The organism is Coleofasciculus sp. E2-BRE-01 (assembly GCF_040221695.1).
Lineage (GTDB): Bacteria > Cyanobacteriota > Cyanobacteriia > Cyanobacteriales > Coleofasciculaceae > Coleofasciculus.
This window is the reverse complement of sequence record NZ_JAVKEA010000214.1, coordinates 1-22,866: the sequence shown is the minus strand read 5'-3', so window position 1 is coordinate 22,866 and position 22,866 is coordinate 1. Positions and strand designations below refer to the sequence as shown.

Sequence of the window (22,866 nt, the reverse complement as noted above, 5' to 3'; positions counted from 1 at the left end):
TAAATAGGTTGTCCTTTTGCAGTCAATAGATACTAACATAATCAATTTCACGCTTAGGTTTAGTGCGGGGTCATCCCTTGGATAGATCCGTAGAGGAAATATCCTACTTCATTAGGCAGAGGAAAGGAAACTTCTCAATCTTTAGAATAGCTTTAGGGCAGAAAAGCTCAAAACACACTTGAGTAGTCTTAGTATAATAATAAAAAAAATGAAAGCAGTCTGCTGGCAAGATGCCAAAAAGGTAGAAGTCAAAACCGTACCCGATCCAAAAATCCTTAATCCGCGTGATGCGATTGTTAAAATCACGACAACGGCGATTTGCGGTTCTGATTTACATCTTTATGACGGCTACAACCCCACAATGAAATCGGGCGACATCTTGGGTCATGAATTTATGGGGGAAGTCGTCGAGTTGGGCAGTGCTGTCAAGAATGTAAACATAGGCGATCGCGTAGTTGTCCCCTTTACCATTTCCTGCGGATCGTGTTTCTTCTGCCAACGGGATTTATGGTCGCTGTGCGATAACTCTAACCCCAACGCTTGGATGGCAGAACAGATGATGGGTCATTCCCCATCAGGTCTTTTCGGCTACTCTCATCTGACAGGGGGCTACGCCGGAGGTCAGGCGGAATATGCTCGTGTTCCCTTTGCTGATGTTGGTTTGTTCAAGATTCCGGACGGACTCACCGATGAACAAGTCGTGTTTCTGACCGATATCTTCCCTACTGGATACATGGCAGCGGAAAACTGCAACATTCAGCCTGAAGATACAGTCGCGATTTGGGGCTGCGGTCCGGTTGGGCAATTTGCGATTAGAAGCGCCTTTATGCTGGGTGCTGGGCGCGTTATTGCAATTGATCGCGTTCCCGAACGTCTCCAGATGGCAAAAGAGGGTGGGGCAGAAATCCTCAACTTTGAGGAAGTTGAGGTGGGTGAAGCCCTCAATGAGATGACCGGGGGGCGTGGTCCTGACTCAGTAATGGATGCGGTGGGAATGGAAGCACACGGTATGGGTTTGGAAGGCTTCTATGACAAAGCCAAGCAAACAGTAGGTCTAGAGACTGATCGCCCCCATGTGCTGCGTCAGGCGATCGTTGCTTGTCGCAAAGGTGGTACGGTATCAGTTCCTGGTGTTTACACTGGCTTTGTTGACAAGATACCAATGGGTGCTTTCATGAACAAAGGCTTAACCATGAAAACCGGACAAACCCACGTTCATCGGTACTTGCGCCCACTACTTGATCGCGTCCAAAATGGCAATATCGATCCATCGTTCGTGATTACCCATCGTCTGCCACTAGAGCAAGCACCGCACGGCTATGAAATTTTCAAACACAAGCAGGACAACTGTATCAAAGTTATACTCAAGCCAGGTCAGGTTGATTAAAATATAGGCTTTTGACACTCACCGTACTTTTAGGGCGGTGATTCTTCATTCATCGAGCGATCTTACTTTCGGTTGGATCGGATTTTCCGTTACACTGGTTGAGCCAGTTAAGGTATTTTGTAGGTGAGAGGATATAAATCGGCGAAACATGGTAAAAATTGTTGGCATTAGTGGTAGCCTGCGAGCTAAATCCTATAGCTATCAAGCCTTAACCTTAGCCATCCAGCGTGTGCAAGCCTTGGGCGCATCCACAGAAATCCTTGACCTGCGACAGATGCAGTTACCCTTTTGTATTGGTAGCGATGACTATCCCGGTTATCCCGATGTCGTCCGGTTACGGGAAACGGTACAGGAAGCCGATGGCTTAATTTTGGTTACACCGGAATATCATGGGGGCGTGAGTGGGGTACTCAAAAATGCCCTGGATTTGATGACATTTGACCATTTATCGGGTAAAGTTACAGGGCTGCTGAGCGTGTTAGGCGGTCAAGCTAACAGTAATGCCCTCAATGAACTCCGGCTGATTATCCGTTGGGTTCATGGTTGGGTGATTCCTGAGCAAATCGCTTTTGGTCGAGCGTGGCAAGCGTTTGGGGAGGATGGCAAGCTTTTAGATGAAAAACTCTCGAAGCGTTTAGATCAGTTTGCGGAGAGTTTAGTTGAGCATTCTCGTAAGCTGCGAGGAGTGTTGTAACGAGTCTAAGTTGCTTCAGCCTAAATCTTTCTAGTTTTATGTTCGTAGCCGATCAACGCCATCTGATTTTTTAGAAAAAACTGTATAAGTTTGTTACAAAACAATAGCTAAATGTAAGAGGCGTTTCCATGGCGTGTTGTCTGTTTCTCATTACTGCTTCCCTGTTGCTAAATCTTAATGAGGGAGGTTCAATGTTAAACCGCTTATTCATCGCCACCTCTAGTGTATTGACATGTTAAATGTCAATACCTCTTATATTTCATTTTGTCAACAAATATAAAATTTAGTATAAATTTAACAATTATTTTTAGTAAACTTAAACTCTTATTTGTAAAAATTAAAACAGAGGGAGTCAATCACCTTCGCTTTGTTACTCAAGAATACCTAAGACCCATGATGATATCAGCCATTCCTTCACAACCGACGAGTGCTTCTGCTCAACGTCTTTGTAGCTATGCCAACACGACTAGCTCACTGCAAGTGATTCGGATTGGTAACCCTAAAGCTTACAGTTTTGAGCGTGTTGTTTTTCCTGGCGATCGCCTGTTGTTTGAAGCAGCATTGGATGCTCAACTCGAAGTTTTATCAACTTATCTGGGTCAAGCGATCAAGATTGAGAAAATTCCCTGTCGCCAGTTACAGGTTGAAGTTGATCAGCCTCGGTTATCAGCTTAAGAATAAGAAATAGCATTAATTTGGCACATCGGTGCAGGTTTTCAAACAAAACTTAACATTGTTTGAAACTCACGTTGCCACAATTGATAAAGAATGGGGAGGGAGATCGGTTTCCTCCTCTTTTTTTGCGCTTGTGGGGACGTGCGATCGCGCCGAGATGCCGTATAATTAATCCGCCCCATAGCATCTGCCAGAGAAACCGCGATGAGTTACCGAATGGATCGCCGCGCTTACGCTGAAACTTATGGTCCGACTGTAGGCGATCGCATCCGTCTTGCTGATACCGAATTATTCATTGAAGTGGAACGAGATTTCACCACGTATGGGGATGAAGTCAAATTTGGTGGCGGTAAAGTCATTCGAGATGGAATGGGACAATCTCCGATATCTAATGCCGATGGTGCGGTGGATCTGGTGATTACCAATGCCCTGATTTTGGATTGGTGGGGAATTGTCAAAGCCGATATTGGGATTAAAGACGGTAAGATTTTCCAAATTGGCAAAGCCGGAAATCCCTATATTCAAGATAACGTCGATATTATTATTGGTCCGGGGACGGAAGCCGTAGCGGGGGAAGGGATGATTCTCACCGCTGGGGGGATTGATTCCCATATTCACTTTATCTGTCCCCAACAAATTGAAGTGGCGATCGCATCCGGGATTACCACGATGTTAGGCGGCGGTACAGGACCCGCCACAGGGACAAACGCCACGACTTGCACACCGGGTCCTTGGAATATTTATCGGATGCTGCAAGCCGCCGATGCGTTTCCGGTAAACTTGGGATTTCTGGGTAAAGGCAATAGTAGTCAACCCCAAGGACTTGTAGAACAAGTGTTAGCGGGGGCAATGGGGTTAAAGTTACACGAAGATTGGGGAACTACGCCAGCCACAATAGACACCTGTCTCAGCGTCGCGGATGACTATGATATCCAAGTCGCCATCCATACCGACACCCTCAACGAAGCCGGATTTGTCGAAAACACGATCGCGGCATTCAAAAACCGCGCCATCCATACCTACCATACCGAAGGTGCAGGCGGGGGTCATGCCCCTGATATTATCAAGGTTTGTGGGCAAGCCAATGTTTTGCCCTCATCCACGAATCCCACTCGCCCCTACACGATGAATACCCTGGAAGAACATCTGGATATGTTGATGGTATGTCATCACTTAGATCGAGGGATTCCAGAAGATGTCGCCTTTGCCGAATCCCGGATTCGCCGGGAAACGATCGCGGCTGAGGATATTTTGCACGATTTAGGCGCATTTAGTATGATTGCCTCCGATTCCCAGGCGATGGGGCGAGTCGGGGAAGTGATTATTCGCACCTGGCAAACGGCGCACAAGATGAAAGTGCAGCGGGGCGTTTTATCTTCATCCTCTGGGGAAACGGTGGATCATGATAACTTCCGGGCAAAGCGGTATGTAGCAAAGTACACGATTAACCCTGCCATTACCCATGGTATTGCTGACTATGTGGGTTCAGTTGAGGCAGGAAAATTGGCAGACTTGTGTTTATGGAAACCTGCCTTTTTTGGCGTGAAACCGGAGATTGTGATCAAAGGCGGTGCGATCGCTTGGTCACAGATGGGGGATGCCAATGCCAGTATACCCACACCCCAACCGATTCACAGCCGTCCCATGTTTGGCAGTTTTGGCGGTGCGATCGCGGCTACGTCGTTAACCTTTGTATCTCAAGCGGCATTAGACCGAGATATTGCTACACAATTGAAGTTACAAAAACCTGCGGTTGCGGTGTCCAATACGCGGCAAGTGAGTAAGCGAGATATGAAATTAAATGATGCATTACCGGAGATGGAAGTTGACCCAGAAACCTATCAAGTTAGGGCAGATGGAGAATTGTTAATTTGCGAACCAGCTACAACTTTACCCATGGCACAGCGTTACTTTTTATTTTAATAAGTAGGTGGACACAATTAAAGTTAGCGGTGGAGATTAGGGAACAGGGAACAGGGAACAGGGAACAGTAAGGGTTTAAGGCTTGTTTACATAACTTAATCTAGTTAAGTTTATTTACACTAACCTACTTAAAAAGAATTATAAAAGGGTAATTAACTGGGATTTGCTATCAGTAAGCTTTAGCTTACTTTAGCTATTAGCCGGAAATTTATTTCCCGGCTATTGACTCATACCTTAAATACACTCTTTCTTTTGTTTTACCGCTTTTTTTCCATATCCGCATAAGCCGCATAAACTCCCTGCACGTTGTACCAGTTCAGGAAAATTCGGGCAATTTCTAAGGCTAACTGCGGCTTTCCGCGATTAATCAAATATTGCAAAAAGGATGCCATGGTTCGTTCATTTAATCTGCCACCCACGGAAAGAACTCCCCAGAGTATCCGGTGCAACCATGTCATCTGAATCATCATCCGCACGTCCCAAGTGGGATGTTTTTGATAAAATAATACTCCCATGCGTCCCCGTTGAATTTCTCTGTCAATCATGGAGGGAATTTGGTCTAAATTAAAGGGAGGATGCCAATGATAGCCGACAGCAGCCGGACATTTAATCAGTTTTAAGCCTAATTGTTTGAGGCGAACACCCAGTTCTAAGTCTTCCCAACCATAGAGTTGAAAGCGCGTGTCAAACAGTCCCGCTTTCTCCAACCACTTCCGCGCGATCGCCACATTTCCAGTAGCAAAATAGGCGGCGGAGAAATCCGTTATCTTGTAGGGTTCTGAACTGGGATTATCGAAATTGTTGGTATTAATTACCCAGCCATAAGTAAAGACGCGATCGCTCCCTAACTGCTGTTGTCCCTGAACCAGTGCATCAGCATGGGCTTGGAGGAAATTCTCGGTGACGACTAAATCGCTATCAATAAAGATAATTGTATCGCCTTTAGCCTGCTCAACGCCTAGATTTCGGGCGGCGGCTGGACCCAGGTGATCTTGAGAGAGCGATCGCACTTTGGACAGTTCATGACGATGAGAGTCCAGCCACTCTAGTGTGCCATCTGTTGAGCCATCATCCACGACGACGACTTCATAGCCAGCGACAACAGTATTGTCCCTGAGATGTTGATTTTCTAAGGCTTTTAGGCACTTTTGGAGAATGGGTAGACGATTGTACGTTGGAATAACAACGCTGAAAAATAAGGATAAGGGATGGGGTATTAGAGATGAATTTTTGTTCTTCATTCAGGGGTAAACTTAGGACTTATTGATTATGAATCAGAGCGGGTTTTGTTGTTCCGTTAGTGGTGGGAAGGGCGGGTTTTGCTGTTTAATTCAGTTATCAGTTAGTGGTGGGAAGGGCAAGTTTTGTTGTTCATTTATCGGTGACCATCTAATTGAGTCCCTAAACCCGCCCCTACAATTGTCCCTAAACCCACGCCGACAATTTTGGCTAAACCCGCCCCTACAATTGACTTTTGACGTATTACTTCATATCGTGCCAAATGTCACCCCCTTTTGTTTCAGCCAGCGACGGTAAGCTAGGGATGCTTTATCACTAGGGAAATGACACTCCCGTTGTACATCTAAAGGCAATAATTGAGGACGTTGTGACTCAACAATGGGAATATCTTGAGCTACAAGTTTATCTTGAAACGCCTTTAATTCGGCTTCAGGAACATCAAACCCATAATTCATCGCTAACCCCATCCAGCCCAGACATTCGGTTTCCGTGACTGGCGTGACGGTAAAAAAAATAGCCAAGTTCCCTTGAGTTGATGCTTTGATAAAATGAGCCGTTAGCGGACGCAAAATTCGATAAGTATAGGTTACGTAGTTGCCTTCACCCGTACCATCGGGGTCAGGTTGCCAGACGCGGATATTATTAATCATAATTTCATCTGGGGTAGATTGGACGTGATAGTCCGCGATCGCACTTTGACACACGTCTCCCAGTAATCCCTCATGGACAAAGGGAAAATGAGCCAAATCCAGAAAATTTTCCAAGGCGCGAAAACCGCTAGCGCGATAATAATACGCACCACAGAGAATTTTACGATAACTGGGGTCATCCCACTCTGGGAAACAAGGAACTGTCTGCTTGGGTTGACCCAGAGATGTCCAAATTAAGCCATAACATTTAACAATCGGATAAGTCCTCAAACTAGCACTTGCTGGTGGTGTCAGGTGAGGATGAGCAGGAATGCGAATGCAGTTTCCCTGGCGGTTATACGCCAAGCCGTGATAAGGACAGATCAAATTACCTGAGCGAACAACTCCTCGTGATAAAGCCGCCCCTCGGTGCGGACACTGATCTTGACCAACCGCGAAATCTTCGCCATCATGCCACATCACTAAATCATGTTCCAGCAACCGTATAGACTGCACCGTACCGACAGCAACGTTATCAGCCGCCCCAATAACCTGCCAGTCGTTGAGCAAAACAGAGTCTTTGAACATACTTAGAGTATGGTAAACGGATAAAAGTTGATGACCGATAACGATAAAGCCGCCAGTGATAACTCCCCACTCAACCCCAAACGCAGGCAGTTTATCAAACGATGTGGTGTCCTCGGTGCAGGAATCGCCCTATCTGACTTAATTTTGCAACCCGTCAACCAACCTGTTGCAGCCGCACCGCTGCAAAAAACGCCCTTTGCAGGAGATATAAATAGTATGACAACCCTCAACCCTGGAGAAATCCCCCGTCGTCCCTTGGGGCGCACTGGCGTAGACGTCTCAGCCATTGGCTTAGGTGGCGCTCATTTAGGTAATGCGTCGAGTCAGGAGGAAGCAATCCGCATTGTCCAAGAAGCCGTTGACGCGGGAATCACGTTTATGGATAATGCCTGGGAATATAATAACCATCGCAGCGAAGAATTGATGGGCAAAGCCCTGGTTGGGCGGCGTGATCAAGTTTTTCTGATGACCAAAGTCTGCACCCATGGACGCGATGCGAGTGTGGCGATGCAGCAATTGGAAGACTCACTGCGGCGACTGAAAACCGATTATCTAGACTTGTGGCAAATTCATGAAGTCGTTTATGATAACGACCCAGAACTAATTTTCCGCCAAAATGGGGCAATTGAAGCCATAGAACGGGCAAAGCGTGAGGGTAAAGTGCGGTTTGTGGGCTTCACGGGTCACAAAAATCCAGCAATTCACATGAAGATGCTGGCTTACGATTTCCCCTTCGACACTTGTCAGTTACCGCTGAACTGTTTTGACGCCACGTTTAGCAGTTTTGAACAGCAGGTTTTGCCGGAACTAAATCGGCGCGGTATTGCGCCCATCGGGATGAAAAGCTTAAGTGGTAATGGTCAAGCGATAAAAAACGGGATTCTCACGGTTGAGGAAGCGCTGGGTTATGCGATGAGTTTACCTGTCGCCACCACGGTTAGCGGGATTCCGTCACTGGATGTATTGCGTCAAAACTTAGCCATTGCCCAGGGTTTTCAGCCGATGAACCCCGAACAGATGCAGGCGCTACGCGATAAATGTGCGGTTTATGCGGCGGATGGACGCTTTGAACTGTTCAAAACCTCGAAGAAATATGATGCTGATATTGGCAGAATCCAGCATGGCTTTCCACCCCATGCGGAAATGCCAAGTTAGGTAGTGGCGTGGCACACCTTAATTGGTGGATTAGCATTGTAGGGGCGCATGGCGTGCGCCCGGTTTAAACGTCAAATCTATTCCACAATTTTAGCTGTGTCAGTCCACTACGGTATATCTACACTGTCTGAGGATGAATGGTATCGAATTAATGCTGGTGGGCATTGCCCACCCCACGGTATAGCAAGGGTTTTGGCGATCCAAAAATGCACGCTTTTCAGTGCCATTGAGTCTTAGGATAGGGAAGTCAAGCTCAAAGTTGTACTTGGAGTCTTTATAACCAAGGGAAATACCGATATGTCAATTGACTGGCAAACCGCCAAAACCTACGAGGATATTCTTTATCACAAAGCCGACGGTATCGCCAAAATTACCATTAATCGCCCCCATAAGCGCAACGCCTTTCGCCCTAAAACAGTCTTTGAACTCTACGACGCCTTTTGTAACGCCCGCGAAGACCAGAGAATTGGCGTTGTCCTATTAACCGGGGCGAGTCCTCACACGGATGGTAAATATGCCTTCTGTTCTGGAGGAGACCAAAGTGTCCGGGATAAGGCAGGATACGTTGGCGATGATGGCGTTCCTCGCTTAAATGTCTTGGACTTACAACGCCTGATTCGTTCGATGCCCAAAGTCGTGATTGCCTTAGTCGCTGGGTATGCCATTGGCGGCGGTCATGTGTTGCACGTTATCTGTGACCTAACCATTGCCGCAGATAACGCCATCTTTGGTCAAACGGGTCCAAAAGTTGGCAGCTTTGATGGTGGGTTTGGCGCTAGCTATCTCGCCCGCATCGTGGGTCAGAAGAAAGCACGAGAAATTTGGTTCCTCTGTCGCCAGTATACGGCACAAGAGGCGCTGGATATGGGTTTGGTGAACACTGTTGTCCCTGTAGACCAGTTGGAAGCGGAGGGGATTCAATGGGCAAGGGAAATTTTACAAAAAAGTCCTATTGCTATCCGTTGCTTAAAAGCGGCGTTTAACGCTGACTGTGATGGTCAAGCAGGCTTACAAGAACTGGCTGGAAATGCCACGTTACTGTACTACATGACGGAGGAGGGGGCAGAAGGGAAACAAGCCTTCCTGGAAAAGCGCCCTCCTGATTTCCGTCAATATCCTTGGTTACCGTAGTTTGACACTGTTCGTTAGGTCTTTCACTCGGTCGGGGCGGGTTTAGTCACTTATGGATGAATCAGAAACGATAATGGTGAAACCCGCCCCTACACAAAGGCGGGTTTAGTCACATCTGGGTGAATCAGAAACGATAACGGTAAAACCCGCCCCTACGTAAATTTTCTCAAAGATTAAGATTGGGTTATCAAAAATTAATTAAAAGGAAATCCACTAAAACCATAACAACTCAAGGGTGAATTTTATGCCTTCACTGATCTGAATGGGTTCAATTGATGAAGGCTGTAAGTAACCTCTAACCAACTGATACTCTAGCCGAGTGTTATAAAAGGGAAATTACACAAGAGCAACTTTAGTTGCCACGTTTTCAGGGTTTGATGTCTGAACTTTTGTCGAGGGCGTCGGCTGGGAATGTCTCTGGGAGCAGTTTGTAGCTAAATCTTCTCTCAAAAGGCGTTGATCATCCAGCCATTGTTGCTCAAAACTTTCCCACGAGGGCGCAAAGGGTGGAAGGGCTAAGGAACAAGCTTTCCAATTGGCTTTAACGGGTACGCCAAGTTGCTGACACGTACCGCCGCGCCGTCCTTCAAGTTGGTAATAGCGACAAAACTGACAAGCAGACGTTGAGCATTTGAAGGTTTTCATTGGATGTCTTAAAAAATGAACGTTTAATTAGCTGCCTATATCTTCTCAATTTCCATTATTTTTTACTTAAACTATTGATATTTTATTTTTTCTTTATAATTGCTTTATATATGAACACATTTTCGCAAAGAAACGAAACAATCAGTTAAGCTTGGTCAGAAAAATGGTTAATTTTTGGTGAAACCTCATGGGGATCAAGCCCACAGGATAGACCTAATGTATAGTTAGACACGAAATTTAAGCGAGACATTCAAACAAGAATGATAAGTTAAACCGATCTGACAGGTCAGCATTCATAAGCCCGGTCAAGGCAACCGCTAACCCTGCCACTGCTTAGTCGCACACAAGCCACAAACGTGCCAGCGTTTCAGTTCTCCTGGTGGTGTCGGACAATGGCATTGGGGACAAAGGGGTAGGTTCTGCGATCGCGCCTTAATTTTCGCCGCCCACTGTTCAAATGCCGTTTGGGGTGTAGGCTGTTCCACAGGGGGATCAGCAGAAGATGAGACCTCCGGTTGATCCACAAGGCTGGGATGTTCCGATTCCTCAGTCTGGGGTAAGGTTTGCTCTTGATACCACCATCCGGGCGAAAAACGGATAGTCTCTATCGGCGTGGACAATCGAGCATTAAGCTGTTTCAAGATAGAACGGCGTTTTAATGTCAGATCTTGAGACCAAACCGAACTTGACGTGGCAACATAAAGAATATTCCGGGATAGTGAATGGGGTCTAGTTTGCTGCGCCCTATCTTCACCCACAACCTCAGCCCAACAGTCGCGGATCTGTTGAAATTGCTGTTGACCTTGCCAAAACGGCTGATTATCCAGTGCTTCTACTATATGATTAAGAGATTTCAGCATTTCCTACTTAAGTTCAAAAAGTCAAAGTTTTGGATAACCATGAGTATTTATGCTTCCCTATACAGCTATCTTAAACCAACACTATCCTTAACTATTGTCTTAGTTGTCACAACGAGTCTCTAACTCAACCCTGCTGGATTAAACGGAAGTTCCCTTCATGAGCCAAAAAACCTCAGCTAAAGCATCAACTCCTTCCTCCCCCCTGTCGATTAACCCTGCTTTGCAGACGGCTTTAGGTAGCCTAGACGTGCAACTCGAAGCCGAATTAGCCCGCTATCGACGCCAACGCCGGGGACGTGGTATCACATCTCCCCAGCTACCGGGGCGTTACCCCAAACAGAAATCGGCAGTCAATCAGCTTGAGCCGACAACAGCGTCTCCTATTTCTATCGCCCCAGCCGCCGATTCTACGAGTTCTCCCGGAGACATTGATCGGCAATCCGCTCCAGTGAGTGGTTCTCCCACACCAGAAAAGAGAGAATCCCCAGAAACTGAAACTACTCCACCCCTGTTTCCTCCCCTACCTAGCCAGGAAGCCCCTTTGGTGAAGACTCAGGAGCAAAGCGTTACTGACTTCCCCACCTTAGAGGAATCCCTAGAAGAGGACGGTAAATTAGTTGTTCCGACAACGGATCAGTCTCAGCCAGAAGACTATTTAGAATCCTCAGAAAAATTACGGCAAACGTTAGCCGAACAGGAAACCCCGAAGGAATCCCAAAAACCCATAACGAATAGAATCCTCACTCCCCTCGGTGTCGGTTCGATTTTACTCTTGCTGGTTTCGAGTGCGACATTGACCTATATTTTTCGGACTAGCCTAGGACTTGACTTCTTAGCAACTGAGACACCCACAACGGCTGAGAATTCAACAGCGACAACCGCTAATCGGGAAAATGAATTACCCGGCGTAAATAAACCTAATCTTGCCAGTGATGATGAATTCCCAGACGTTAATATCAATACACTCCCTAATCTGAAAGCCAATCCAACCTCTAGTCCAAGTGCTTCACCCATCGCCCCCATCCCCAATTCACAGCCTCCAGCAGCGGCTCCACCCACGGCTTCAGTCCTACCTTTACCCCAGTTACCGAATCCAGCCTCAAATTTACCATCAGCCCTTTTAACTCCTCCTACCCCACCACCTCCAAGGGCGACGCCATCGGTGACACCAAATTCCTCACCCGCTCAACCGGAATCATCGACTAACAACTCCTCAGAAAAAGCGAATACATCCACCTCTGCTGCACCGAAGCCAAACAACGCCCCCTCGAATCTGAGTGATGAGTTCTATTATGTGCTGATTAACTCTAGCGATAGTAGTGTGTTGGAGACAGCCCAAACTATTGTCCCTGACGCCTACGTGGTCAACGTACCCGCAGGGACAAGAATTGCTATGGGTGCCTTTAAACTAGAGTCAGAAGCCAAAACCCTCGTCGAGAGGCTTAAACAACAAGGACTTTCTGCATCGATTTATAAACCTGATTGATTGGGGAACTCTGAACCGGGAACGGGGAACGGGCAATGACAGAATACATCAGACAAAGAAGCCTGAGATACCATGGTGATAAAGTTTTCCCCACCCCTAACTACAATGGAGAGCTGCTATGGGATTGATTGAGCGCATCGGGCGAGTGATTCGCGCCAACCTGAATAGCCTGATTGGACAAGCCGAAGATCCAGAAAGAATTCTGGAACAAGCTGTGGACGATATGCAGCACGATTTAATCCAAATGCGGCAGGCTGTCGCTCAAGCGATCGCGTCCCAAAAACGTACAGAACGCCAAGCCTCCCAAGCTGAATCGACGGCTCAAGAATGGTACAACCGCGCTCAACTGGCACTGTCGAAAGGGGACGATAATTTGGCACGAGAAGCCCTAACTCGACGACAAACTCATCAGCAAACGGCTCAAGCTCTCCAGGGGCAACTGGGGCAGCAACGTGAGATTGTTACTAAACTTAAAAAAGATATGAAGACTCTAGAGAGTAAAATCTCGGAGGCAAAAACGAAAAAAGACCTTTATATTGCCAGAGCTCGTTCAGCTCAAGCCTCAGAGAAAATTAACGAGATGTTAGGAAATCTCAACACAGGCGGGACTCTGAGTGCCTTTGAGCGCATGGAAGACAGAGTACATGAACTCGAAGCCCGATCCGAGGCGATCGCGGAACTCTCTAGTGGCGATCAACTGGAAAAGAAATTTAATGCCCTAGAAAGTGGCAGTGACATCGATACGGAATTAGCCTCGATGAAAGCTAACCTAGGTGGCACAACGGAATCGGCACAATTACCGTCCGCTCAAGCCGGATCAGGTGGCAATGCGGAGATCGAGGCAGAACTGGAAAAACTGCGTTCTGATCTGGATAAATCCTAGTTTATGCCCAGAGACGTGCCATGGCACATCCAAAGTATTATGAGAAATTGGGTTTCTGGTGAGGATGACAACGAAATATCAAGCTTTCACCCAAAGAAACCGGGTTTCTTGACCGATGTCCTAGCACTATTGAGCTGGAAGTTTTTACACTAGATAAATAGCCTCCTGTCTGAATACCATAATTTGATGAATGTTTCAATTACATTAACCCAGTGCTTTCTCCAAAAGGCAGGAGAGCCTCTATTCCACAAAATTGACCCCTGAGCAGGTTCCCAAGCTTAGAGCCTGCTTGATACTTAGTTTGTACATTCCGAGAGGATAAACAGCGTCATGGGACTATTCGATCGCCTGAGCCGAGTTGTCAGAGCTAATCTCAACGATATGGTTAGCAAGGCTGAAGACCCAGAAAAAATTCTGGAGCAAGCCATTATTGACATGCAAGAAGATCTGGTACAACTGCGCCAAGCCGTTGCCCGATCCATTGCTACGCAAAAACGTACTGAGCAACAATACAATAAAAACCAATCCGAAGCCAATAATTGGCAGCAACGCGCCCAACTTGCCCTGCAAAAAGGGGATGAAACCCTAGCCCGGGAAGCACTCCAGCGCAAAAAATCCGTCGCTGAAACAGCAACCGTACTCAAAGGTCAGCTTGAACAGCAAACGGCTCAAGTAGACACCCTGAAGCGTAACCTAATTGCCTTGGAAAGCAAAATTTCTGAGGCGAAGACCAAGAAAGATATGCTCAAGGCACGGGCGAGCTCTGCCAAAGCCAATGAGCAGTTACAAAGTACCCTTGGTCGTTTGGGAACTAGCTCGGCAATGGGGGCATTTGAGCGGATGGAAGACAAAGTGATGGAACTCGAAGCCCGTTCCCAAGCGGCTCATGAGTTGGGTGGTGCTGACTTAGAAAATCAATTTGCTGCCCTAGAATCGGGGAGTGATGTTGATGATGAGTTGACGGCAATGAAAGCCCAGTTATCCGGTGGTTCTGTCTCTCAGCCAGCTTTAGAAGGCACATCAGAGCAAAAAACCGACTCAGGTGCTGCCCCCCAATCCGAAGTTGACGACGAATTGGAACAACTGCGAAAGCAAATCGACAATTTGTAAGCATCAGCCGTCGCTCCGTCAGGTGGCGGCAAACCAAGATTTTGGTAGACTACCGACTCGTGTAGGGACGTTGCTGGCAACGTCTCTGCATAATAAAGTAGTCTTTTGTGTTTATGGAGAGTGTTGTGAGTAACGTACTTGAGATTACCGATCAGGAGTTTGAAACCGAAGTTTTAAAAGCCGACAAGCCAGTGCTAGTGTATCTTTGGGCAACTTGGTGTGGACCTTGCCGCCTGGTTTCGCCCTCGGTGAATTGGATTGCGGAAAATTATAGCGATCGCCTGAAAGTGACTAAGATGGAAGTTGATCCAAATCCCGTTACTGTGAAGCAGTATCACGTCGAAGGAGTCCCCTCACTCTTACTCTTTAAAAATGGAGAGGTTGCCCAGTTCCATGAAGGTGCTATTGGTAAGCAAAAGTTGCAGGAAATGATAGACAACCAGCTTTGAGTCTTGTCGGTTGTCGGGGCGGGTTTCACCATTATCATTTTTTGCCGCCAAAATGTCACTAAACCCGCCCCGTCTGAATTACAAATTACAGCGCTACGCGCTAGGCAATAGGCAATAGGCAATACTAACGAATTATTTAAGGGCGGGTTTAGCCTAGTTATCGGTTTGTGGCAAAATGTTATCTGTCAAACCCGCCCCTACACCTCGGCTTCCCGAAGTCAACTAACTAAACCATGCAGTTTGCTCAACGTTTACAACCCCTGCAAGCCAATGTGTTTGCCGATATGGATCAGGCAAAGGCAAAAGCTAAAGCCTTGGGTCAAGATATTATTGACCTGTCTTTGGGTTCCTCTGATTTATCGGCATCGGATCATGTCGTTGCCGCTATTGAAACCTCGCTGCATGACCCTAGCACTCATGGTTACTTACTGTTTCATGGGACGCAAGCGTTTCGTCAGGCTGTAGCCAAGGCGTATACTCAACGATTTGGTATTCCGGTTGACCCAGAAACGGAAGTTCTGCCTCTGATTGGTTCCCAAGAGGGAACGGCACATTTACCTTTAGCGATTCTCAACCCCGGTGATTTTGCTTTGTTGCTTGATCCAGGTTATCCGTCTCATGTCGGTGGGGTGTATTTGGCAGGGGGTCAAATCTATCCGATGCCTCTGTTGGCAGAAAATCAGTTTTTACCTGTTTTTGAAGAAATTCCTGCCTCTGTCCTTGCCCAAGCTAGGATGATGGTGTTGAATTATCCTCATAATCCCACAAGCGCGATCGCACCCTTATCGTTTTTCCAGAAAGCGGTGGCTTTTTGTCGTCAGCATGACGTGGTTATGGTTCATGATTTCCCTTATGCTGATTTGGTATTTTCCCTAGATGGGAAAGCACCCGCCAATCTTAACGCCCTAGCGCCCTCAGTTTTACAAGCTGACCCCAATAAAGAAATCTCAATTGAATTTTTTACTTTTTCTAAATCCTATAATATGGGCGGCTTTCGCATTGGGTATGCGATTGGCAATGCTCAACTGATTAAGGCACTGCGCCAAATCAAGGCGGTGGTGGATTTTAACCAGTATCGCGGAATTTTAAACGGTGCGATCGCGGCACTACAAGGGAATCAAGATAGTGTGCAAGCGATGGTGACTACGTTTCAGAAACGGCGGGATGCGTTTGTGCAAGCGTTAAACCGTATCGGTTGGCAGGTTCCGCTTCCCCAAGCGACGATGTATGTTTGGGCAAAATTACCCCAACCTTGGGATCACAATTCGATTCAATTTTGCAGCCAGTTAGTAGAAGAAACCGGAGTGGCTGCATCACCAGGGGCAGGTTTTGGCAAAGCTGGGGAAGGATATGTCCGCTTTGCTTTGGTGCATGAACCTGACGTGTTAGAGACAGCCGTGCAGCGAATAGCGGGATTTTTGCGATCGCATAAGTAGGGTTTGCTGAATAAGTTTTATGGTGAGGGGGAGCGGGGGAAGCTGGGGAAGCTGGGGGAGCTGGGGGAGCGGGGGAAGCTGGGGAAGCTGGGGAAGCCAATGTAGAGACGTGCCATGGCACGTCTGGAAGCTGGGGTACATTTGCTTTATCCACTGTTAATATGGCTCAAAGCATTGCTTGATATAGGTTTCGGTTTTATGCCGCAAGCCCTACTTAACGGCGAGTTCTTGAGCCTTGATCTTGACAAATATCACGAGATAGGGTTACTTCCGGATGCGGACGTTCAAAAACGGGGTGATTTTCAAGGCGATCGCACGCCAGCCGCAGCCCAGTTTGCCAATCTTGTGGTTCTGGTAAAATCCGCACATCCCACAAGCGTACTGTTTTATCCTGGCTACCACTGGCAAGTCTCTCACCATCCGGACTAAACGCCAGCGATCGCACTGCACCTTGATGTCCCCGTAACGGTTTACCCCGTAACTGACCCTGAGAATTCCATAAGCGAATTGTACCATTCCCACTACCACTGGCGATCGTTTCCCCATCTGGACTAAACGCCACCGCAAAAACGACTCCCTGATGTCCTCGCCAAGGTTCACCGATTAACTCACCTTGACGATTCCATAAGCGTACCGTTCCATCTCGTCCCCCACTGACAATCCTCTCACCATTGGGACTAAACGCCAGGTCAAACACCACACCCTCATGTCCCCGGAATGGTTGACCCAACAGTTGACCCTGACGATTCCACAGGCGAATTGTCCCATCCCCACTCCCACTAGCAATCGTTTCTCCATCCGGACTAAACGCCACCGTAAAAACGACTCCCTGATGTCCCATAAACGGTTGACCGATGGGATTACCTTGGCGATTCCACACCTGAACGGTTCCATCTTTCCCACCACTGACTAGAAATTGACCGTCTGGACTCCAAGCTATTGAGGTGATCCAATCTTGTCCAGAAAACGGCTGACCCAGGGGTTGACCGGGAACCGTCCACAAGCGAATTTTACCATCCTGGCTACTACTAGCAATCACCTGTCCCTGGGGACTAAAAGCGACTCCTGTCACCTCATCTTTATGTCCGGGTAAGGATTGACGAATTAAATTATCCTGTCGCGTCCACAGATGAACTAAACCATCCTCCGTTCCACTGACCAAGATTTGATTATCAGGATGAAAAGCGACAGCATTAACTGCTGATTCGTGGTCTAAGCGATCGCGTTCTCTAGCTACCTCAATTGCCTGCCAAAGACTAGACGCAATCCGCTGATCGACGTGCTGAAATTTAGCATAACTTTGACCCGTTGTTTCAATTGCCAGTAATAATCCCTTAATCGGTTCCACCGGGAGCAAGTTTTGGACAGTAGCGGCATTTTTATACAAGTGTTCCCGTTGAGCAATTTGTGCCGTTTTATACCATCGGCTCATCCCCATCCCCGTGGTCAGACTCAATAGCGCGATCGCGAAAATTAATCCTCCCCCAGCTAAACCTCGTCGCGTTCCTTTGTGCTGGAGACTCTGCTGAATTAGGTCTTGTCCTAACGTAGATAAATGGAGATGATCTCGATAATACTCTGCCTCAGTTAAAGTTAACTCCGATAACATTCGCTTCGGTTTTCCTTGAGTTTGCCACTCAATCGCCGCCGCTTCAATGTGACGCTGGAGTCTCATTCCGTGGCGTTTTTCTTCGACCCATTGCTGAAGTTTTGACCAATGCTGAATTAGCGCTTCGTGAGCAATCGTTACCAGGGTTTGGTTCCATTTTCCGGAGTGAGTAACGATTAAGCCAGCATCGATTAATTTTTGCATTACGGCTGTTACCGCTTTCGTGGAATGGCGATCGCCAATAAAATCGTTTACCGCATTTGTTGGTGAAGAAGTGTTGAGTGTTGACCCTTCACGATCTTCGAGGGCATCGTTTTGATTGTGTAGGGGCGGGTTTAGGAACTTTCGTTTCGCTATTGATAGTAACCTTGGTGCAAAACCCGCCCTGACTGAGGGTTGAGTGTTGCCCCTTCGCGACCTGTGTCCCGCTGCGCTAACCTTTCCATCTTGTTTCCCTGATTCTGTGTTCCCAGACATAGTAAGAGACGTACCCTGGCACGTCTCTACAGATTTGAATCGGTTTCTAGGCTTTACTTGAAAACTCAGGATTAACTCAGACGGGTCTACTTTTTGCTCCGTAACTTGACCATTTTCACTGAACTGAATTAACGCAAAAAAAATGTCTTTGGCAATTTGTTGCTCATTAGCCGACAACGATTGATAAACGCGGTTGGCGTGTTTTTCGATTGCTCCTTGCAACCTACCCCACCGATAATATTCAGCTACCATTAACCGATCCACTGGACGCCTTTGCCACAGTTGAGTTAACATAAACTGGAGTAAGGTTAAACTGGCAGCATCCTCTAAATCTAAGAGGAGTTGAGTTACTAAATCTGACTCAATCTCTACACCCACTTGCTGGGCGGGTTTAATAATAGCGATTTTCAATCCCTCCCTAGTCATTGGCGTTACCGTCACCATCAGCGTCTGAATTTTTTGTACCAATTCGGGATAATTTGCACAATGACTTAAAAAATCCGTTCGCATCCCGATAACCAGACAAAGTTGATTATCGGTACGGTCTAGTCCACCCAACAAACAATCCAAAAACTGTTGTCGTTCGGTTTCATCCTGACAACAAGTAAACACCTGTTCAAATTGATCCACCACCAGCACTAACCGCTGGTTTTCAGCCATTGTCCGCACCACAATGCCTAATCCTACCGCCCCCATTTGGATCAGTTTCATGGTTTGTGCAAACTGATAGTCGCGTTCTGGGTTATGGGGATTGATAAAGGATCGGGCTAAATTCTGGAGAGGATGTTCACCGGGTTGAAAAATTAAAGTTAGCCATTCCTGAGTTCCTGATAAGCGTTGTCCCCGTTGAAGCTGATGCAAAAGTCCGGCGCGAATTAGCGAAGATTTGCCACTACCACAGGTTCCGATTACCGCCAGGAAATTGTTGGTGCGGATATGTTCTAGGAGTTCATCGGTTAACGTCTCTCGCCCATAAAAATACTGGGGGTCTTCATTTTTGTAGTCAAAATAGGCTAAACCTTTATAAGGACAAAACCGTTCCGGTGCGCTGGGGGGTAAAGCGGGTAAAGTTTCTGGATCAGTTTCACGGGTACGGATTAACAGAATCGGCTTCCCGGCGTTAGCAAAAATCAGGGGTGGAGATAATTGATTAATTAATTCTACCAGGGTATAGTTCGTCACCCAGCCAGGGGGATGCTTGCTAGAATCGAGTCCTAATAATAGAATGGACGCTAACTGACTGTAATGATTCGATTCATCAGTCCGATTAAGCTGTAGTGTTTGTTCTTTGTCTCCCCATTTCCCCCTCTCTCCATCCCTTTGTGACTGACAGGTGGCGATAAAACAACGACTGTATCCCTGACCCCGATATCCTGGATCAGCTTGGGTGAGGTCAAATCCTTCATCGTTACAATAGCAATCTAACCAAATAATTTGCTCTCGAACTGGACTTTGTTGTAACAAATCACGCAGCCATGACAGAGATAATCCCCAGTTACCGCGATTTGGGTTAATATCGCTGGTGGCTAAAAAACTGGTTGGTCTATCTTGGTTTTTGCAGAGTCCATAGCCAGAGAAATATAGCAGAACCGTATCGGGAATTGTGTTTCCTTCGGGTAACAAGAGTTGGACGAGTGCGGCTTCAAGTTGAGTCAGGGTAACTCGAATCGGGGTGGTTGAATCGACAGGAGTGTTAAAAGCCGGAATCCGCCTGACTTCGACATTACCGCGATCAATCAGGAGTTGCGCGATCGCATCCGCATCCTTCGCTGGTAATGTCAAGTTTTTCAGGTGCTGAGTATCGTAAGTATTAATCCCAACGATCAAAGCCTGTCGATTCATAAGGAGTTGTCAATCCCTGTCAGCAGCATCCCGTTTTCCGGGCGTATTTAACTGATTCAGAGATTTTGCTCCTAGTCAGGACAATTCGGGGAGTTACTTAGAGGATAAGAAGTTCTGTTGAATCGGGATGAAATTCGACCCTACAGGCGGACACATTTTCCCATTATGAAGTAAGTCTCTCAGAAAACTACTGTATTTGTCAATAACTGGACTAGCACGCAACGTTTAGATCCCCCTAAATCCCCCTTAAAAAGGGGGACTTTGAAGAATTTCTGTTTTTTTTGCATCACAAAACGTGAAGCATACGTTGGCTTCCCCCATGGAACAAAAAGCGAAGCATCCTCTGGCTTCCCCCTTTTGAAGGGGGACGGGAGGGGGATCTAATAGGGGGACGGAAGGGGGATCTAACTGTTCCCTGTTCCCTGTTCCCTGTTCCCTCTCCCCACCACAAGACTTATTAGTTAGGGTTTTACCCTTAAGTTGATACGGATAATAAATGTGCGTCCTTTCTGTGACAACTAACTGCTATTATTAAATCGATATTCTAAAGACCTGTGTTGCTATTTCAAGACTTTCATCCCCTAGTTGCGATCGCAACCACTCCTACCGCCGCCCAAACCCTACAGCCTCTGTGCCATACCGCCGGGGCGACGTTGTGGCTTCCTGAGTCTCTTCATACCTCTGAACAGAATAATGTTCCCACAGTATCGTTCTATCCGGGTTCTCTTAAATCCCATATCGCCTCCCTCTGGCAAAATCATCGCGCTTTTATTTTTGGATTAGCAACGGGGGCGGTGGTGCGCCTGATTGCCCCACTTTTACAGGATAAATCCTCTGATCCAGCGGTTGTCGTTGTCGATGAAAGCGGACAATTTGTGATTAGTTTATGTAGTGGACATCAAGGGAAAGCCGATCAACTTACGAGGATGATTGCTTTGCAACTAGGGGCGACTCCTATTCTAACCGGGGGTTCTACAGGGTTAAATTTACCTGCTGTCGATATGCTAGGGATTCCCTTTGGTTGGCAACGGGGAGAGGGAGATTGGACAGGTGTCAGCGCCGCCGTAGCTAAAGGTGAACGGGTTGAGGTAATGCAAGAGGTGGGTTCGACGTTGTGGCAAAATCATCTCCCCTCAGGACATCCCTTTGTTTTCGATGCTGATGAAGAGACAGTTGATGTTAATTCAGCCAATTCCCAATCAATTAATGCCCGAATTTGGATTAGTTTTACTCAGCGTCGCTTTTCTCCAGACTCTGATCTGCCCAAGGTGCAATGGCATCCACGGGTATTATGGGTGGGGATTGGGTGTGAACGGGGAACCTCTAGAGAATTAATCGAAACAGCTATAATTCAAACCTGTCAACGGCATCATCTAGCTGTCGGTGCGATCGCGGGAATTGCCACAATTGATATTAAAGCTGATGAAGTAGGATTGGTGGAATTTTGTCAAGCCCATGATTTTCCCCTGCAAACCTTTCCGGCTGAGATTTTGCGATCGGTAACGGTGCCTACGCCATCAACGGTGGTGAATCAGGCAGTGGGTAGTCCTAGTGTGGCAGAAGCCGCCGCCTTGCTATGTAGTCAGCGCTTTAGCGCTTCTGGCACTTTAGTGCCGACTACGAACCTACTGGTAAAAAAACAAATTGTGCGGGCGGATGATCAACCGGGGGCGGTGACGGTGGCGATTGCTGTAGCACAACAAGAGTATACGGGGAGAATTGGACAACTGTTGTTAGTGGGTATGGGACCCGGACAGTTAGACCAAATAACGCCAGCCGCAAAAACGGCACTCTCTCAGGCTGATGCGGTAATCGGTTATTCTCTCTATATTGATTTAATTTCCCCGATTCTGCATCCCGGACAAATTATTGAATCTCTGCCAATTACTCAGGAACGCCAACGGGCGCAACGGGCGATTGAGTTAGCCCAGTGGGGATTAACGGTGGCGGTTGTGTCATCGGGAGATTGTGGGATTTATGGGATGGCGGGATTAGTGTTGGAGGAACTAAAAGCCCAAGATTGGGATGGGAAGACACCAAGGGTACAAGTCTTTCCCGGAATTACCGCCCTGCAAGCAGCGGCGTCTCGCGTGGGTGCGCCCTTGATGCATGATTTTTGTGCGATTAGTTTAAGTAACCTGCTGACGCCTTGGGAGGTGATTGAAAAGCGCTTAAATGCTGCCGCCCAAGCCGATTTCGTCATTGCTTTATATAATCCGCGATCGCGCACCCGCATCGAACAACTGACAATCGCCCATCGTATCTTACTTCAATACCGTTCTCCCCAAACCCCAGTCGCGATCGTGCGATCGGCTTATCGAGAGGATGAAGAAATCACCCTTTCCACACTTGACAAATTACTCGATATTCCCATTGACATGCTGACCACTGTACTCATTGGCAATCAAAGTACCCGTCTTCACGGAGATTGGATGATTACACCACGGGGATACTCTACTTAGGGTCTGCTGAATAAGTGGTGTAGTGAGGGGGAGTGGGCTCACAAGGGTAGGTTTTTTAAGATGGGGGTTTAGGCAAGACAAGGAAGACAGGTAGACCAGTAGACAAGGAAGAGTGAGAACGAAAAATAGGGCGTTTCGGCTTTTAGAAGTTAGTTTAACCGAACCGAATTCTGTACGGTTTTCCCC

At 47.2% G+C, this 22,866-nt stretch carries 18 protein-coding genes; 12 read left to right on the top strand and 6 right to left on the bottom strand.

What is annotated here, in order from left to right; all coding sequences use genetic code 11:
• Nucleotides 1-208 precede the first annotated feature (208 nt).
• From RIG66_RS29115 to ureC, 4 genes are all read left to right on the top strand, one after another.
• The gene (locus RIG66_RS29115; protein WP_446382886.1) at nucleotides 209-1,387 is read left to right on the top strand and encodes a zinc-dependent alcohol dehydrogenase; all 1,179 of its coding nucleotides are present in this window, start codon (nucleotides 209-211) and stop codon (nucleotides 1,385-1,387) included.
• Between the two features lie 148 nt (nucleotides 1,388-1,535).
• A complete protein-coding gene (locus tag RIG66_RS29110; protein ID WP_446382884.1) occupies nucleotides 1,536-2,081 on the top strand; it encodes an NADPH-dependent FMN reductase in 546 nt (181 codons plus the stop codon).
• 393 nt (nucleotides 2,082-2,474) lie between these two features.
• The gene (locus tag RIG66_RS29105) at nucleotides 2,475-2,756 is read left to right on the top strand and encodes a DUF1830 domain-containing protein (RefSeq protein ID WP_446382882.1); all 282 of its coding nucleotides are present in this window, start codon (nucleotides 2,475-2,477) and stop codon (nucleotides 2,754-2,756) included.
• 204 nt (nucleotides 2,757-2,960) lie between these two features.
• Entirely contained in the window at nucleotides 2,961-4,679 is a 1,719-nt protein-coding gene (gene ureC, locus RIG66_RS29100) for an urease subunit alpha (protein ID WP_446382880.1), read from the top strand.
• Nucleotides 4,680-4,936: 257 nt separating this feature from the next.
• Here the strand turns inward: ureC and RIG66_RS29095 are convergent, their stop codons facing one another.
• The 3 genes from RIG66_RS29095 to RIG66_RS29085 form a co-directional block, all read right to left on the bottom strand.
• Nucleotides 4,937-5,920 carry a glycosyltransferase family 2 protein gene (locus tag RIG66_RS29095; protein ID WP_446382878.1) on the bottom strand — a complete coding sequence of 328 codons (984 nt, stop codon included), beginning with the start codon at nucleotides 5,918-5,920 and terminating at the stop codon, nucleotides 4,937-4,939.
• Between the two features lie 134 nt (nucleotides 5,921-6,054).
• Nucleotides 6,055-6,180 carry a hypothetical protein gene (locus tag RIG66_RS29090; protein WP_446382876.1) on the bottom strand — a complete coding sequence of 42 codons (126 nt, stop codon included), beginning with the start codon at nucleotides 6,178-6,180 and terminating at the stop codon, nucleotides 6,055-6,057.
• The gene (locus tag RIG66_RS29085; RefSeq protein ID WP_446382874.1) at nucleotides 6,167-7,135 is read right to left on the bottom strand and encodes a Rieske 2Fe-2S domain-containing protein; all 969 of its coding nucleotides are present in this window, start codon (nucleotides 7,133-7,135) and stop codon (nucleotides 6,167-6,169) included. The genes RIG66_RS29090 and RIG66_RS29085 overlap by 14 nt, the downstream gene beginning before the upstream one ends.
• 30 nt (nucleotides 7,136-7,165) lie before the next feature.
• Here RIG66_RS29085 and RIG66_RS29080 point away from each other — a divergent pair, with 30 nt between their 5' ends.
• Nucleotides 7,166-8,290 (top strand): aldo/keto reductase, encoded by a 1,125-nt coding sequence (locus tag RIG66_RS29080; protein ID WP_446382872.1) that lies wholly within the window; start codon nucleotides 7,166-7,168, stop codon nucleotides 8,288-8,290.
• A 297-nt stretch (nucleotides 8,291-8,587) separates the two neighbouring features.
• The gene (gene menB, locus RIG66_RS29075; protein ID WP_446371153.1) at nucleotides 8,588-9,421 is read left to right on the top strand and encodes a 1,4-dihydroxy-2-naphthoyl-CoA synthase; all 834 of its coding nucleotides are present in this window, start codon (nucleotides 8,588-8,590) and stop codon (nucleotides 9,419-9,421) included.
• A gap of 336 nt (nucleotides 9,422-9,757) precedes the next feature.
• Here the strand turns inward: menB and RIG66_RS29070 are convergent, their stop codons facing one another.
• The gene (locus RIG66_RS29070) at nucleotides 9,758-10,066 is read right to left on the bottom strand and encodes a hypothetical protein (RefSeq protein ID WP_446382870.1); all 309 of its coding nucleotides are present in this window, start codon (nucleotides 10,064-10,066) and stop codon (nucleotides 9,758-9,760) included.
• Nucleotides 10,067-10,383: 317 nt separating this feature from the next.
• Complete coding sequence (locus tag RIG66_RS29065) at nucleotides 10,384-10,926, bottom strand: DciA family protein (RefSeq protein ID WP_446382868.1); 543 nt, start codon at nucleotides 10,924-10,926, stop codon at nucleotides 10,384-10,386.
• Between the two features lie 157 nt (nucleotides 10,927-11,083).
• Between RIG66_RS29065 and RIG66_RS29060 the strand changes: the two genes are divergently transcribed.
• From RIG66_RS29060 to RIG66_RS29040, 5 genes are all read left to right on the top strand, one after another.
• Complete coding sequence (locus tag RIG66_RS29060; RefSeq protein ID WP_446382866.1) at nucleotides 11,084-12,412, top strand: hypothetical protein; 1,329 nt, start codon at nucleotides 11,084-11,086, stop codon at nucleotides 12,410-12,412.
• 118 nt (nucleotides 12,413-12,530) lie between these two features.
• Nucleotides 12,531-13,295 carry a PspA/IM30 family protein gene (locus RIG66_RS29055; RefSeq protein WP_446382864.1) on the top strand — a complete coding sequence of 255 codons (765 nt, stop codon included), beginning with the start codon at nucleotides 12,531-12,533 and terminating at the stop codon, nucleotides 13,293-13,295.
• Nucleotides 13,296-13,625: 330 nt separating this feature from the next.
• Nucleotides 13,626-14,405 (top strand): PspA/IM30 family protein, encoded by a 780-nt coding sequence (locus tag RIG66_RS29050; protein WP_446351031.1) that lies wholly within the window; start codon nucleotides 13,626-13,628, stop codon nucleotides 14,403-14,405.
• Nucleotides 14,406-14,530: 125 nt separating this feature from the next.
• A complete protein-coding gene (gene trxA / locus RIG66_RS29045; protein WP_446382862.1) occupies nucleotides 14,531-14,854 on the top strand; it encodes a thioredoxin in 324 nt (107 codons plus the stop codon).
• A 233-nt stretch (nucleotides 14,855-15,087) separates the two neighbouring features.
• Complete coding sequence (locus RIG66_RS29040; RefSeq protein WP_446382860.1) at nucleotides 15,088-16,290, top strand: LL-diaminopimelate aminotransferase; 1,203 nt, start codon at nucleotides 15,088-15,090, stop codon at nucleotides 16,288-16,290.
• Nucleotides 16,291-16,504: 214 nt separating this feature from the next.
• Here the strand turns inward: RIG66_RS29040 and RIG66_RS29035 are convergent, their stop codons facing one another.
• Nucleotides 16,505-20,218, bottom strand: a complete 3,714-nt coding sequence (locus RIG66_RS29035) for an nSTAND1 domain-containing NTPase (RefSeq protein WP_446382858.1) — start codon at nucleotides 20,216-20,218, stop codon at nucleotides 16,505-16,507.
• Nucleotides 20,219-20,772: 554 nt separating this feature from the next.
• On the opposite strand from RIG66_RS29035, the gene cobJ reads away from it, so the two are divergent.
• On the top strand, nucleotides 20,773-22,680 hold the full coding sequence (gene cobJ / locus RIG66_RS29030; protein ID WP_446382856.1) for a precorrin-3B C(17)-methyltransferase: 1,908 nt from the start codon (nucleotides 20,773-20,775) through the stop codon (nucleotides 22,678-22,680).
• Nucleotides 22,681-22,866 lie beyond the last annotated feature (186 nt).